Below are 15188 nucleotides of genomic sequence, written 5' to 3'. Positions count from 1 at the left end.
TGTGCTGTATCATGACCGCCATGTAGAGGGCATGGGCCGCCCTGCCCGCAATACCGGCAGGATATGACGCAGCGCCCCCTCAAGCGCCCAGCCCCCCTTGCCCACGCCGCGCACCACCAGCATGCCGTTCCACGCGGATGCGGCAAAGCCCGCGCATTGGGGCGCTGCCAGCCGTTCGCGCACCGGGGCCAGCAGGTCCATCGCCTGCGGGCTGGCCAGCACCAGTGTGGCCACCGCGCCCTGCCCCGCGGCCACGACGGGCTGGGCCAGCAGGGCGGTTACATCGGTGCTTTCCAGCCGCAGCATGTCTTCGAGCAGCAGTTCGCCCTCGCGCCTTATGGTCAGCCGGTCGCGCACATGCAGGCTGGCAAGCTGCTCGCCTGCGCCAAGGCGGCCGAATATCCGGCTCTCGAGAAAGAGGAAGGTGGCGGATTGCGCCATGTCCACCACCATATGGCGGCGCAGGCGGCTGCCATCGAAAAAGATCGTGCCATGCGGCAGCCATTCCAGCCGTGCTCCAGCGCTGACATGGCAGGAAACCGTCATGTCCGCCGGGCCATCTTCAGGGCGGGCGCGGTAGATCCGCTCGGCGGCCTGCGATGTAACCAGCAGGTCCGTGCCGGGGCCGCAGGCCAGCCGCCCGTTGATACGGTCACCCGCCGCAATACCGCCCGATATATTGACCGTGGCGGCTTCCAGCCCATTGCCCTGCACGCGGGGAAACAGCAGGCGGCAGCAACCTGCCTGCACCAGATCCGCCATGCGGGTACGGGCACCATCAGCCCTGACTTCCAGCCCGAACTGCCCCCTTGCGCGCTGGAGTGGGATTATGCCCGCGTTCATTTTAGTCCTGACAGCATCGGGGCTATCGTAGCAGCCGGGCAAGATACGTCCATTGCGTAGAATTACGTAATCGCCGCCACACGACCACGGGCCTGTGTTTGCCAACAAGGCCGCGTTTTTCGAAGCTTTTCCATATACGGGGTCAATCGGGCTGCGTGGCCTGAACCAGTTGGCAAAGCGCGTCATGTCCACATTTCCGCCTGATATCAGCACGCCAATGCGCCTGCCCTGCCACCGGGGCGCGGCGGCAAGGGCGGCCGCCACGCCAAGGCAGCCGGTCGGCTCGACAATAATTTTCATCCGCTCGGCGACAAGGCGCATCGTGGTGACAAGGGCCGCGTCATCCACCGTGACGATATCGCGCAGATACTGTCGCATGATGGCAAAGGTCAGGGACGAGATGGCGGTTGTCTGCGCGCCATCGGCAATTGTATGGGGCACCGGAATATGCACGATATGGCCTGCCGCGAGCGACTGGCGCGCATCATCGCCTGCTGCCGGTTCCACGCCAATCACCGCGCAGTCCGGTGCCACCGTATTGGCCACGAGCGCGCAACCCGAGGCCAGACCGCCGCCGCCCACGGGCACGAACAGCGCATCAAGCGGGCCGGTTTCCTCAAACAGTTCAAGGGCTGCGGTGCCCTGACCGGCTATGATGTCGGGATGGTCGAAGGGGGGCAGAACGGTGGCCCCACGCTCGTTGGCAATGGCAGTGGCAATTGCCTGGCGGTCCTGCGTGTAGCGGTCATAGAGCACCACTTCCGCGCCGTAACCCTGCGTTGCGGCCCGTTTCATGGCCGGGGCATCGTGGGGCATGACGATGGTGGCAGGGATGCCCGCATCCTGCGCGGCACTGGCCACGGCCTGGGCATGATTGCCCGATGAAAACGCCACCACCCCGCGCTGCCTTACGGCCTGCGGCAGGGCGGCAATGGCATTTGCAGCGCCCCTGAACTTGAAGGCCCCCACGCGCTGGAAATTCTCGGCCTTGAAGAACAGCGTCGTGCCGCTTGCGCTGTTAAAATACCGTGATGTCAGGACCGGCGTGCGGTGCGCCCGCCCTTTGATCCGTGCTGCCGCCGCCACCACATCTGCAAATACCGGTAATGCCTGCATCGCCCCCTCCCCCAACATGGCAAGGCCATCAGCATGGCCCGGTTCTGTCGCGGCGGCTAGGGGGGATGTCAGGGTGAGCGCTCCCATCGCATGATGGGAGCGATCGGTGCCTGATGGCTCAGGGCGTGTGAACGAGCTTACGGTTCAGGAATTCCTCAATGCCGAATTCCGAAAGTTCACGGCCATAGCCGGAGTTCTTGATGCCGCCAAACGGCAGGTCAGGTGCCGAGCCGGTGGCGCTGTTGATGAAGACCATGCCCGTATCGATCCGGGCGGCCATGCGGCGGCCACGTTCCACGTTGCTGGTCTGGATGGAGCCGCCAAGACCGTATGGCGAATCATTGGCCAGTGCTACGGCTTCATCCTCGCTGCCCACGGAATGAATGATGGCGACGGGACCAAAGATTTCCTGATAGAAAATGGGATTGTCCTTGGTCAGGTTGGTCAGGATCGCGGCCTTCATGAAGAAGCCCTCGCGCTCGATGCGCTTGCCGCCCACAACGAGGCTGGCCCCGTGCGCCACGGCCTTTTCCACCTGGGCTACGGCATGTTCCATCGCCACCTGGCTGCTCATAGGGCCGTGGGTCACGCCCTGCTCGAGCGGATCGCCGTATTTGAAGTCATTGATCGCAACCTTCAAGCGCGACGTGAATTCCTCAACGAGCGACTTGTGCACGATCATGCGCTTGGCCGCCGTGCAGACCTGGCCGTTATTGGACATGCGCGCCTGCACCGCAAGCGGCACGACCGTGTCGAGATCGGCATCATCAAGCACGATGAATGCATCGGAACCGCCGAGTTCCATCGTGCTTTTCTTGAGCGCGCGGCCTGCCTGGCCAGCCACGGCGCTGCCTGCGCGTTCGCTGCCGGTCAGGGCGACGCCACGGATTTCGGGGCGCTCGATCAGCTTTTCCGACTGGTCATTGGTGATGAACAGGTTGGTGTAGGCCCCTGCGGGCGCGCCTGCCTCACGGAACAGCGCCTCGAACGCTACGGCGCATTGCGGCACGCCCGGCGCGTGCTTGACCATGACCACATTGCCCGCCATCAGGTTGGGGGCCGCCACGCGGGCAAGCTGGTAGTAGGGGAAGTTCCACGGCTCCACGCAGTAGATGATGCCCAGCGGCTCGCTGGTCACGCTGGCATGGCCCTGCGACACCGGCAGCTCGCGCGGGGCGAGGAAGGTCTCGGCCTTCTCGGCGTAATAGGCCAGGATGTCGGCCGAGAGCGAGATTTCGGCAATGGCTTCGGGCAGGATCTTGCCCATTTCGATGGAAATCAGGCGCGCGTGCTTTTCCTTGTCGCGGCGCAGGATCTCGGCAGCCTTGAGCATGATGTCACGGCGCTGGGCAATGGTACGGCGGCGCCAGTCACCCTCCCAGAACTGGTGGGCGGTTTCAAGCCGGGCCAGCATTTCCTTGTCATCATGCAGGTCAAAGACCTTTTCCGTCTTGCCGGTGGCGGGATTAATGGTGCGATAGGGACTCATGTCATCATATCCTTACAGGGTGCGGGCATGGATGGCCTTATAGTCGGGCAAGGGTTGGTGTTGTGTGAACGCGCCAACGAATTGCCACTCTTTGGTTGCAGATTGCGCCATGCCCTGCGTGTTGATGCAATGCTCCCTGTATCGTGACTATATACAGCCGTAGCGTGTCAATGTCCGCCGCTGACAGGGCAGCCCTGCGCTCATGCCGGTGTGGGCAGGCGGGAATGGCGGGTTTCAGGGGTCCGGGCGGACGCCTGCAGGGCGCATGGTGCGGGGTGGCATCACAAGAGTTTGAAGATGAAAGCAAGACCAGCGCGTTCCACCTGCCCTGCACGATTCATAGATAATACGAACGGCTGCCAGCCCGCTTCAAGCGGCTGGCCCCAGACTGTTCCCTACAGGCAATGGCTGGGTTTATTATTCGTCGTAAAGTTCATCCATCAGATGAGCGTAATCGCCGTCTTTCATAACAGGACGCCACCCGGATGATGGATAAAACATGTTCAGATCCAATATCTGATACATATCATCTGAAATATGCACGATCGATATTTTTCCGTTTGCATAGTGGAGATATTGCCCTCCCATGCGAGCCGGAACCCTTTCGTCAATCACTCTTATATCCCATTCGAATACAATGCCAGTCGATGGCTGTAGAGTAATCTTGAATTCTATTTCAAAATTATTTTATATTTTACATGATCATAAAATAAACTTCTACTCAATAATAATTCCGATATGCATTTTTCAGGGAACGATATTTTTAATTTTAATGTAAATATATGATTTTGTCTCTTCATCCCCCTGATAACAGGAACATCATCAGGGGGCATGTCGGGCGGCAAAAATGGTCAGGGCGCAGGATTACAATGCACCTGATGGATCGCGTTGATCCTGGCCTCGAGTTCCGGCGTAATGACCAGATCAACCGAACCGAGAATGGTCCTGAGTTGCGCGATACTCGTGGCGCCAATAATGTTCGAGGTCACGAACGGTCGCGACGTAACAAAGGCAATGGCCATCTGCACCGGGTCGATGCCTTCCGCTTTTGCCAGGGCGATATAGGCGCTCACCGCTTCCTCCACGCCCGGCTTCTCGTAGCGCTGGCCACGATTGAACAGCGTGGTGCGCGCGCCAGCAGGCCGTGCGCCGCCCAGGTATTTACCAGTCAGGTAGCCCTGTGCCAGCGGAGAATAGGCCAGCAGGCCCACTTTTTCGCGCAGGGCCATCTCGGCCAGGCCGATCTCGAAGGTGCGGTTGATGAGGTTATAGGCATTCTGGATCGACACCACGCGCGGCGCGCCGTGGCGGGATTCGGCCAGGTATTGCGAAACGCCCCACGCCGTCTCGTTAGAGAGGCCGACATGGCGGATCTTGCCCTCGCGCACCAGGTCACCCAGCACGCCCAGCGTCTCGGCAATGGGTACCTCGTCGGCTTCGGGCAGGCTGGTAAACGTATTGCCCCCTGCGCCAAACAGCCCCACCTTGCGGTCTGGCCAGTGCAGTTGGTACAGATCGATGTAATCCGTGCCAAGGCGGCGCAGCGAGCCATCAAGCGCGTAACGGATCTGCTTTGGCGTCAGGCGGGTTTCCTCACCGCCGGGGCGGAACCATGGCGATGTGCCCCGCCCCACCACCTTGCTTGCAATGATCAGCCGATCACGCCCACCCCGCGCCTTGAGCCAGCTCCCGATGATGGTTTCCGTCGCACCATAGGTCTCGGCACGGGGCGGAATGGAATAAAGCTCGGCGGTATCAATGAAGTTGATGCCGTGATCGAGCGCCAGATCAAGCTGGGCATGGCCTTCGGCTTCCGTATTCTGCTGGCCAAAGGTCATGGTGCCAAGACAGATCTCACTGACCTTGATGCCAGTGCGACCGAGTTCACGTTGCTGCATGTAAAAAACCTTGCCTGGTTGGGTGTGGCGCGGGCCGTCTGTCAGGGCAAGTGTTGCAAAAGACAGACGGCAGCGCAATCACGCACGGCCAGGCAGGGGTCAGGCGGTCGCTTCAGTCAAAAGTACCACCGCGCGGGCGGATGATGGGCAGGATGCTGCCGGTTACGGAGTAATAGACGCGCTCGGAAATATTGGTGGCATGGTCGCCAATGCGTTCAAGGTTCTTGGCAATGAACAGCAGATGGGTGCACGGGCCGATATTGCGCGGGTCTTCCATCATGTAGGTCACGAGTTCGCGGAACAGCGACACATAGAGTTCATCCACCGCCGTATCGGACTGCCAGACAATGCGCGCGAGTTCGGGGTCGCGCTGGTCCATCGCATCAATGGTGCGGCGCAGGTTTTCCTGCACAAGCCGGCCCATGCTGTGCAGCCCCGTGAGTGATATGGGGCATGACAGCAGTTCGTTGCGCATGGCCCGGCGTGCAATCGAGGCCGCGCAATCGCCGATCCGCTCCAGGTCGCCCGACATCTTCAGCGCCGCCACCACCTCGCGCAGGTCGCCTGCCATGGGCGCGCGCAGGGCCAGCAGGCGGATGACCAGCGCCTCGGTCTGGCGTTCGAGTTCATCAACATGGGGGTCCATTTCCGGCGCATCGAGGGCTGCAACCTCATCATGCTCGACCACCGCCGTAATGGCCTGCGCCACCTGGCGCTCGACCATGCCGCCCATCTTGTTGATGAGCGAACGAAGCTGTTCAAGTTCCTGTTCGTAACTCTGAACAGTGTGCATCGATTCCTGGGGCATCATCACGTCTTTCGTCATCAACCGAAGCGGCCGGTAATGTAATCCTGGGTGCGCTTTTCATGTGGCGCGGTGAACATCTTGTCCGCCGTGTCCACTTCAACGAGTTCGCCCATGTAGAAAAAGGCCACGCGATCCGCACAGCGGGCCGCCTGCTGGAGGTTGTGGGTGACGATGGCAATCGAGAATTCCTGCTTGAGTTCATCAAGCAGTTCCTCGATCCGCGCGGTCGAGATCGGGTCGAGCGCGCTGGTCGGTTCATCCAGCAGGATGATTTCAGGCCGGGTTGCAATCGTGCGCGCAATGCACAGGCGCTGCTGCTGCCCGCCAGACAGGGCTGCGGCGGAGGCATTCAGCCGGTCCTTGACCTCGCCCCACAGGGCCACGCGGCGCAGCACGTTTTCCACGCGCTGGTCCATCTCGGCGCGTGAGAGACGCTCATGCAGCCGCACGCCAAAGGCGATGTTGTCATAGATCGACATGGGGAAAGGCGTTGGCTTCTGGAACACCATGCCAATGCGCGAGCGCAGCACGTTCACGTCAATGCCGGGCGAGAGGATGTTGCGGCCATCAAACAGCACCTCGCCCATGGCGCGCTGGCCGGGATAGAGGTCATACATCCGGTTGAGAATGCGCAGCAGCGTTGACTTGCCACACCCCGAAGGCCCGATCATGCCGGTCACCTGCCGGGTGGGAAAATCGAGCGAGATGCCGCGCAGCGCGTGGTTCTCGCCATACCAGAAATCAAGGTTGCGAATGGCGATGGCCGGGGCCGACTGCGCCTGGGCGGGCCTGTTACCCATAAGGACGGTATTCATGATGATGCAGTTCCATTACGCGAGAGCCACCAGCGGGCGAAGATGTTGGTTGCCAGCACCGCAACCGTAATCAGCAGCGCGCCGGTCCAGGCCATCTGCACCCAGTCATCATAGGCCGAACCGGCATATTGATAGATGATGACAGGCAGGCTCGCCATTGGCGCGTTGAGGTTGGTGGACCAGTTCAGGTTGCCAAGAGAGGTAAAGAGCAGCGGCGCCGTCTCACCCGAGATGCGGGCCAGGGCCAGCAGGATGCCGGTCATGATGCCGCCACGCGCCGCGCGCAGGCAGATGCTTACAATCACCCGCCAGCCCGGCGCGCCCAGTGCATAGGCGGCTTCACGCATGGCGCGGGGCACGAGGTGCAGCATGTCTTCGGTCGTGCGCACCACGATGGGAATGAACAGGATGGCCAGCGCCAGCGTGCCCGCCATGCCCGAGAAATGCCCCGCAGGCTCCACCACCATCAGGTAGACGAACAGCCCGACAAGGATGGAAGGCACGGACAGCATCATGTCCGACACGAAGCGCACGAACGAGACAATTTTCCCGTCATGGCTGAATTCCGACAGGTAGACGCCGGTCAGCATGCCAATGGGCGTGCCGAGCAGGGCGGCAAGCAGGGTCTGTTCGCAACTGCCCACAATGGCGTTGGCAAGCCCCCCGCCACTGCCGGGCGCTGCCGTGCTGTGCAGGAAGGTTGAAAGCGACAGCCCTGCCGCGCCGCGCGTGACCAGTGTCCATAAAATCGAAAACAGCAGGAACAGGACAACCACGGTGGCGATACAGCACAGCACGCTAACCAGTCGCTCGACAATCCTGCGCCGCACGGCCTGTGCGCCACCGCGCTGCCACCCGTCCGTGGCCCCGGCCTGTACTTTCTGGGCTGACATGTAAGGCTACTTCCCTAGTTCTTTATGCCGCGCTGGAGGAACATGCGCGAGCAGGCCAAGGTAATGAATGAAATGACCATCAGGATCGCACCCAGCGCCAGCAGCGCCGAGAGCTTGAGGCTGCCGGCCGAACTTTCGGGGAATTCCAGCGCGATCAGCGAGGCGATGGTGTTGCCCGGCGCGAACAGAGACCAGCCCAGCCGGTTGCTGTTGCCGATCACGAAGGTCACGGCCATCGTCTCGCCCAGGGCGCGGCCCGTGCCAAGCATGATGCCACCCATCACCGCCTGCCGCGACCACGGCAGCACCACCTTGCGCATCACCTCCCACCGGGTTTCCCCCAGGCCAAAGGCGCTTTCCTTCAGCACGGCGGGGATGGACACGAACACATCGGCCATGACCGAACAGATGAAGGGCGTGACCATGATGGCCAGGATGAGGCCGCCGGTCAGCAGGCCCGTACCATAGGGCGCGCCACGGAACAGCAGCCCGATGCCCGGCACATGGCCCAGATAGCGCGTGGCCACGGGCTCGACATAATGCGCCATGAACGGCACCACGATGAAGAACCCCCACATGCCAAATATGATGGAGGGCACGGCGGCCAGAAGCTGCACGGCCATCTCGATGACGCGCGCGAGTGCCGGGGGCGCCATTTCAACCAGCCAGAAGGCCACGCCAAAGGCGAAGGGCACGGCAAACACAAGGGCCACGGCCGTGGTGACCAGCGTGCCGAAAATCGATGTCGCCGCGCCAAAATTATGCGTGATGGGGTTCCACGCCTTGCTGGTGATGAACCCTGGCCCGAAGGTGGAAAAAGCCTGCCACCCACCGCTGACCAGCACGATGATGATGCCCGCCATGACCAGCAGGATGGACCACCCGGCCAGCCGTGCCAGCACGCCAAAGGCAGCATCACCGGCATTGCCCCCTGCGTTGCGCCCGGAGGCAGCCGCCTCCTGGCCTGCGGTGGTGGATGACACTACCATCATGGAGTTCCTGATATGCATGACATGAATGCAGCACTAAGCGAATTGACTGACTCGTGACAATAATAACATGCGGCTTTTTTCATGAAGTTTTTATGACACCTGCCATTACATGCATGTATGCCTGATATCTACTTGCGGCACGTCATATAAAGTTCACATATTTCAGGTTGAAGCCACCCGGAAAAATGCGGCATAGCACCCGCAACGGGCAGGCCGGCAAGGACGGCCCCGCCCCCTAAAAGGACAGGCAGGAACGAGCCTCATGTTTGAATCCAGCGTTATTGAAATTGATGGCGTGTTCATTGGCATCGTGTTTCAGGATGGCCCCGATGAACCCTATACCTTCCGCGCCATGCACGAACGCGTGACCCAGATGGATGGTGACATCCTGCCTTCTTACGAAGATGCCGTGGCCCGCGCGCGCACCCGCTTCCGCCTCGGGCGCTGCAAGCCAGTCCGCAGCCTCGACACCGCCCGACGCTATGCCTGAAAGCGGCATTCCGTATTCATAAATATGAATATTATATTAAATAAGAATAAGTATTATTTATTTTAAGAAACTTTTTATTTACATTGGCATGACAATAACTTCTGGTGTGTTGTTTCATGCTTCATTTTGCACCCTATTCAACTTTTTCCATCCTGGCGCTGATCATATGCTTCGCGCTGGTGTGCGTATTCGAGTTCGTCAACGGCTTTCATGATACGGCCAACGCGGTCGCCACCGTCATCTATACCAAATCGCTCAAGCCGCGCACCGCCGTGATCTGGTCGGGGCTGATGAACTTCGTGGGCGTGGTGCTTGGTGGCATCAGTGTCGCCTACGGGCTGGTGGAACTGCTGCCTGCCGATGTGCTCTCGCCCCCCAATGGCGACCCGGCGGTGCCCATGCTCATTGCCCTGTTTGGCACGGCGCTGGCATGGAACCTGTTTACCTGGTGGTTCGGCATCCCCAATTCCAGTTCGCATTGCGTCATTGGCGCGCTGATCGGCATTGCCATTGGCGATGCGCTACTGCACACCCGCGCCATTGGCAACAGCGTTGACTGGTCACAGATCTGGAAGATCCTGCGCGCGCTCGCCATCTCGCCCCTGCTGGGGCTGATTGGCGCAGGTGGGCTGTATTTCATCATCAAACACCTGGTGCATGACCCCGAACTGTATCAGCCGCCGCAGGGCGACAAGCCCACACGCGGCTGGGTGCGCGGCCTGCTGATCCTGACCTGCACCGGCGTCAGCTTCTCGCACGGCAGCAATGACGGGCAGAAAAGTATCGGCCTGATCATGCTGACCATCATCGGCATCCTGCCCGCAACCTTTGCCCTCGCCCCCAACAGCAAGCCCCAGATCAGCCATATTGCCCAATATGCCACCGACGCGGTCCCGCTGATCACGCAATACGACCATGACGGCCTGCGCGAGGAAGCCATTGCCTCGGTCAACCGCCTGGCCCAGACCACGCCCGATGCGGTCGTGCCCTCGCAGTTGCGCGCCGACCTGTATGAGGTCGTGGCCGGGCTGAAGGCCGTTTCGCTCAACACGCAGGCCTCGGCGCATGACCGCGCCAGCGCCAAGACCCTGAGCAACCAGATGCGCCCGGTCGTGGAATACGCACCGTGGTGGGTGCGCCTGCTCAGCGCGCTGTGCCTGGGCATTGGCACCATGATTGGCTACAAGCGCATCGTGCACACGCTGGGCGAGAAGATCGGCAACACGCACCTTACCCCCGCGCAGGGCGCCTCGGCCGAGCTGGTGGGCGCGGGCCTGATCGCAACAGCGGGCTATACCGGGCTGCCGGTCAGCACCACGCACATCATCACTGCCGGTATTGCGGGCACCATGCTCGGCTCGGGCTCGGGCATCAACCGGGGCATGCTGGTCAAGATCGCGCTGGCATGGGTCTTTACCCTGCCTGTCACCATCACCATCGCCGCCAGCCTGTTCTACGTGCTGAGCTGGTAAGGCGCACTGCAAATGGAAACGACCCCTGACATGAACGACACCCGCAACGCCCCCAAAGCCCCGACAGACCGCGACCGCCTGCGTGAGGAGGTGCTTGATGACATTGACGAGGAGATTGAACTCGAACTCGATGATGCCCGCCTCGGTTCGGAAAACGGGGCGGAAGACACCGGTTTCAGAAAAAACTATTTCCGCGAGCTGCTGCGCCTGCAGGGCGAACTGGTCACGCTGCAGGACTGGGTCAAGGAAACCGGACACCGTCTTGTCGTGATCTGTGAAGGGCGTGACGCGGCGGGCAAGGGCGGGGTGATCAAGCGCATTACCCAGCGCCTCAACCCGCGCATCTGCCGCGTGGCCGCCCTGCCCGCCCCCAATGACCGCGAGCGCACGCAGTGGTATTTCCAGCGTTACGTGGCCCACCTGCCGGCCGCAGGCGAGATCGTGCTGTTTGACCGGAGCTGGTACAACCGCGCGGGCGTCGAGCGCGTGATGAATTTCTGCACCGATGAGGAATATGACGAGTTCTTCCGCTCCGTGCCGGAATTCGAGCGCATGCTGGTGCGCAGCGGCATCCAGATTGTCAAATACTGGTTTTCTATTTCCGATGACGAGCAGGAACTGCGCTTTTGCGCCCGCATGGAAGACCCGCTGAAGCAGTGGAAGCTCAGCCCGATGGACCTTGAAAGCCGCCGCCGCTGGGAATCCTATACCCTGGCCAAGGAAATCATGCTCGAGCGCTCGAACATTGATGAAGCCCCCTGGTGGATCGTGCGCGCGGACAACAAGAAGAAAGCCCGCCTCAACTGCATCAGCCACCTGCTCTCGCAGGTGCCATACCATGAGGTCCACAAGCCTGAAGTGCGGCTGCCCGAGCGGGTCTACAGTCCGGACTATATTCGCCAGCCCGTGCCCGAGACCATGTTCGTGCCGGAGAAATACTGAAAGTTTTTGGGTGCCGCCTTTTTTCAAAAAGGCGGCGTTCTTCGAAGCTTTCTGCAAAAAGCTTCACCAGAAACTTCTTTATGATTCCTGTATGTTTTCGGGGCCAACTTTTTAAATAGTCTATAAAAGATGCAGCCTTTTAATAAAAAAGGCTGCTTTTTTATTACGCTGGCTTTACAGGATACCGCCTGCAATTGGCAGGTTGACGCCGGTCATGTAGCTGGAATCATCACCAAGCAGGAATTCCACCACGCCGGGAATTTCCTTGATATCGCCATAACGGCGCATCGGCACGGAATTGATCATCTGCTCGGCCACCACCTTGGGGTCGGTCGAGAAATACTGGCTGCCCACCCTGGCCTGCAGTTCCACCTGCCGGTCCCACATGAAGCCGGGGCCCATGAAGGCGGGGCTGATGGCATTGACGCGTATATTGTAAGGCGCCAGGTCTTTCGATGCTGTCTGGGTCAGGCCGATAATGGCGAATTTCGAGGCCCCATAAGCCGCCATGTTCGGCGGGCCGCCCACGCCCGCCATGCTGGCCGTGTTGACGATACGGCCGAATTTGCGCGCCACCATATGGCGCGAGACCGCGCGCAGCACATGAAACGCGCCACACACATTAATGGTCATGACGCGGGCGAAGTCCTCCACCGGGTAATCCTGCACCGGCGCGAAGGCACCCTGATAGCCCGCATTGTTGAACAGAAAATCGATCTGGCCAAAATCAGCCGCCACCCGGTCCACCACCGCCTGCACGCCTGCTGCATCCGTTACGTCGCAGCCATAGCCGCGCGCCGTAACCCCGGCAGCGGCCACCGTGCGCACGGCCTCGTCAAGCTTGTCGCCCGCAAGGTCAAGCAGGGCGATGGCCGAGCCTGATGCCGCCAGGCGCTGCGCCGTGGCCAGGCCAATATTGCCTGCCCCCCCCGTTACCAGCGTGACCTTGCCGCCAAACCGTTTGCTGTCTGTCATGTGCCGTGCTTCCTCCGTTCATGCATCTGGCGGCACGGCATGGCGCAGGCCCTGCGTGCCGCCTCATGGCTCCCATCATATCGCGTTGGCTCCGCGCGGGTTCAACAGCTTTTTCAATGCTGACCTGCCGGGCTGGCAACAGGCGGGTTTACGAAGGCATCACGTTTTTTACAGATCGGCGCTGATCGAGAACTTGAAGGTCTCCGGATCACCCATGACCAGATCGCTCTGGTAAACCGAGGCCCAGTAGCGCTGGTTGCCGATGTTATCGACCTCGAAACGCGCGGTCAGCGGCTTCTTCGCCGCAAGGAAGGTATAGCGCGCACCAAGGTCGAAGCGTGACCATGCCGGCAGGTGCGTCGTGTTCATGCTGTTGAACTGCTGCTTGCCGGTGCTGATGACGCGGCCCACCAGCGTCAGCCCCTTCACGAACGGCACGTCGTATTCAAGGTTGCCGTTGATGGTATAGTTCGGCACGCCGATCACGGTCTTGCCGTCATACGCGCCGCCCGCGGTATGCATCTGTTTGGCGTCGATCAGTGTCAGCCCACCATTGAAGCGCAGGCCGCGCAGGATCTCGCCATTGAAGGTCAGTTCCATGCCCCGGTTCCGCTGCCTGCCGTCCTGCGTGTAAATCTCCTGTCCGGTATTTCCGTAGGCTTCGGTCATGCCTTGTGGCATGGCGGTCTGGAAAAATGCGACACCGGCCGCGAAACGGCCCACGTCGTACTTGGCGCCGACTTCGTACTGGGTGCTCTGGTACGGGGCGAAGACCTGCCCGGCATTGACGTAAGTGGCTCCCACCGTCTGCCCCGCCGACAGGCCCTGGATACGGTTGAAATACAGGGCGGCATGTTTGACCGGATGGATGACAAGCCCGATGACGGGGGAGAACGCCGCCGCATCGTAATGCGTCGTCAGTTTTGACGTATTGTAGTCGTATGAATCCGACAGGATATCCTGGTACCGGAAGCCCCCCGTCAGCGCGATGCGGTCGTGCCAGAACGTCATGGTATCGGACAGGAACAGGCTGTACAGCTTGTTCCACGCCACCCGGCCGGGATTGTTCAGGATGCCACCGCTATAGGTTTCCTGCGGGGTAAACTGCGTGGGGTGATAGATGTTGCCCGCCTGTGACGTCAGACTCATGGAATAGGCGGCGTCTGATTCTTCCCATATCGCGGACCCGCCCGCATTGATCTCGTGCTTGATGGGGCCGGTGGTGACATGCGCATGAATGCCGGCCTGCGTAGCCTCGTTCATGACGTTGTACGCATCCGCCATGGCCCCCACCCCACCGGCGCCGGTGCGGGAGTTGGTCAGCGTGGTGGTGGCGTAATTGCCCATTTCATTGCCGCCCTGCGCGCCGAATTTGCCGTAAGCGGTAATGTGGCTGCCAAAATCATGTTCGATGTTCAGCGTGCCGAACAGGTAGCTCAGATCGGTATAGGCCCAGCGCTGCCCCCAGTTTTCCGACGGCGCGGTCGCCTTTGGCGCGGGCATGCCATCCGCCAGGCTGGAGACGATGATCGCGCTGCGTCCGCCATAAACCTGCTGTTTCTGGTAATTCATGTTCATGTCGATGCGCGTATCGTCGTTATGCCAGTCTAAGGCCGCGCCAAGGGCTACGTCATCACGTCGCTCGCCCTTGATCGGGGTTTCCCCATCCATGCCGGCGGCGTTGAAACGGAAACCAAAGGCATGGTCCTTGCCAAACCGGCGGCTTATGTCAAACGCGCCACCGCCCTGTCCACTACTGGTGTAATCGCCGGTGATGCGTGTGATATCCGTTGCCGCCGCCCGTTTGGGGATCAGGTTGACATTGCCGCCAACGGCCGAGCCACCAGGGGCTGCGCCATTGAGGAATGCGCTGGCACCATTGAGCACCTGCACTGAATCATAAAGCTGGGGCGAGACAAGCTGCCGCGGGGTGACGCCATACAGGCCATCAATCGCAACATCATCGCCGTACAGCGTAAAACCACGGATCTGGAAGAGCTGGGCATAGTTGCCGTAGCCCATGGTGGTACGCACGGTAGGGTCATTGAGCAGCACATCGCCCAGCGTCTGTGACTGCTGGTTAAGGATCAGGCTGGAATTGTAGCTGCGGATGTTGAAGGGCACATCCAGCCCCTTCTTGTTGCCCAGCGCGCCAAGGTCGCCCCCGCTGCTGACATACATGCGGTTACGGCGCGCGGCGGTCACGACCATATCCTCATGCCGTGGTGTTTCAGCATCCGCATCGGGCGTGGGGCGCGGCGTTGCCGCGCCATTCTTTTCGTGCGTCCGGGCCGATGCGGCACCGGTTCTGCCCGCATCATCCGCCACGACGCCGGGCTGGTCCGCCGCCCGCGCCGCGGCCATGAAAACCGCCGGGCCATAGCCCGCCGCCAGCAGCGGGGAGGCACAGATCGTGGTTAGGCACAGGGTGCGAAGACTCATTTCAAAGCTCACA

At 60.9% G+C, this 15188-nt stretch carries 12 protein-coding genes; 3 read left to right on the top strand and 9 right to left on the bottom strand.

Annotation, left to right across the window (positions count from 1 at the left end):
• Window positions 1–9: 9 nt before the first annotated feature.
• From GXY01S_RS18850 to pstC, 7 genes are all read right to left on the bottom strand, one after another.
• Window positions 10–1959 (bottom strand): threo-3-hydroxy-L-aspartate ammonia-lyase, encoded by a 1950-nt coding sequence (locus tag GXY01S_RS18850; RefSeq protein WP_255210347.1) that lies wholly within the window; start codon window positions 1957–1959, stop codon window positions 10–12.
• Window positions 1960–2077: 118 nt separating this feature from the next.
• Window positions 2078–3448, bottom strand: a complete 1371-nt coding sequence (locus GXY01S_RS02675; RefSeq protein WP_061271843.1) for an NAD-dependent succinate-semialdehyde dehydrogenase — start codon at window positions 3446–3448, stop codon at window positions 2078–2080.
• A gap of 851 nt (window positions 3449–4299) precedes the next feature.
• Window positions 4300–5346 carry an aldo/keto reductase gene (locus GXY01S_RS02670; protein ID WP_061271842.1) on the bottom strand — a complete coding sequence of 349 codons (1047 nt, stop codon included), beginning with the start codon at window positions 5344–5346 and terminating at the stop codon, window positions 4300–4302.
• A 112-nt stretch (window positions 5347–5458) separates the two neighbouring features.
• A complete protein-coding gene (gene phoU / locus GXY01S_RS02665; RefSeq protein ID WP_061271915.1) occupies window positions 5459–6154 on the bottom strand; it encodes a phosphate signaling complex protein PhoU in 696 nt (231 codons plus the stop codon).
• A 17-nt stretch (window positions 6155–6171) separates the two neighbouring features.
• Window positions 6172–6969, bottom strand: a complete 798-nt coding sequence (pstB, locus tag GXY01S_RS02660; protein WP_061271841.1) for a phosphate ABC transporter ATP-binding protein PstB — start codon at window positions 6967–6969, stop codon at window positions 6172–6174.
• Complete coding sequence (gene pstA / locus GXY01S_RS02655; RefSeq protein ID WP_061271840.1) at window positions 6966–7862, bottom strand: phosphate ABC transporter permease PstA; 897 nt, start codon at window positions 7860–7862, stop codon at window positions 6966–6968. The genes pstB and pstA overlap by 4 nt, the downstream gene beginning before the upstream one ends.
• Window positions 7863–7876: 14 nt before the next feature.
• On the bottom strand, window positions 7877–8851 hold the full coding sequence (pstC, locus tag GXY01S_RS02650) for a phosphate ABC transporter permease subunit PstC (protein ID WP_370664420.1): 975 nt from the start codon (window positions 8849–8851) through the stop codon (window positions 7877–7879).
• Window positions 8852–9116: 265 nt separating this feature from the next.
• Here pstC and GXY01S_RS02645 point away from each other — a divergent pair, with 265 nt between their 5' ends.
• The 3 genes from GXY01S_RS02645 to ppk2 all read left to right on the top strand — a co-directional run bounded on the left by GXY01S_RS02645 (window position 9117) and on the right by ppk2 (window position 11758).
• Window positions 9117–9344, top strand: a complete 228-nt coding sequence (locus GXY01S_RS02645) for a hypothetical protein (RefSeq protein WP_061271838.1) — start codon at window positions 9117–9119, stop codon at window positions 9342–9344.
• Window positions 9345–9460: 116 nt separating this feature from the next.
• Window positions 9461–10816, top strand: coding sequence for an inorganic phosphate transporter (locus GXY01S_RS02640; protein WP_061271837.1), 1356 nt, complete (start codon window positions 9461–9463; stop codon window positions 10814–10816).
• 12 nt (window positions 10817–10828) lie between these two features.
• Window positions 10829–11758 (top strand): polyphosphate kinase 2, encoded by a 930-nt coding sequence (gene ppk2 / locus GXY01S_RS02635; RefSeq protein WP_082770680.1) that lies wholly within the window; start codon window positions 10829–10831, stop codon window positions 11756–11758.
• A gap of 174 nt (window positions 11759–11932) precedes the next feature.
• On the opposite strand, the gene GXY01S_RS02630 is transcribed toward ppk2, so the two are convergent.
• Together GXY01S_RS02630 and GXY01S_RS02625 are read right to left on the bottom strand one after the other, a co-directional pair.
• Window positions 11933–12733 (bottom strand): SDR family NAD(P)-dependent oxidoreductase, encoded by an 801-nt coding sequence (locus GXY01S_RS02630; protein WP_061271836.1) that lies wholly within the window; start codon window positions 12731–12733, stop codon window positions 11933–11935.
• Between the two features lie 168 nt (window positions 12734–12901).
• The gene (locus tag GXY01S_RS02625; RefSeq protein ID WP_061271913.1) at window positions 12902–15175 is read right to left on the bottom strand and encodes a TonB-dependent receptor; all 2274 of its coding nucleotides are present in this window, start codon (window positions 15173–15175) and stop codon (window positions 12902–12904) included.
• Window positions 15176–15188 lie beyond the last annotated feature (13 nt).

This window comes from Komagataeibacter xylinus NBRC 15237 (assembly GCF_001571345.1).
GTDB classification, from domain to species: Bacteria; Pseudomonadota; Alphaproteobacteria; order Acetobacterales; family Acetobacteraceae; genus Komagataeibacter; species Komagataeibacter xylinus.
This window is presented reverse-complemented; position numbering and strand designations above follow the sequence as displayed.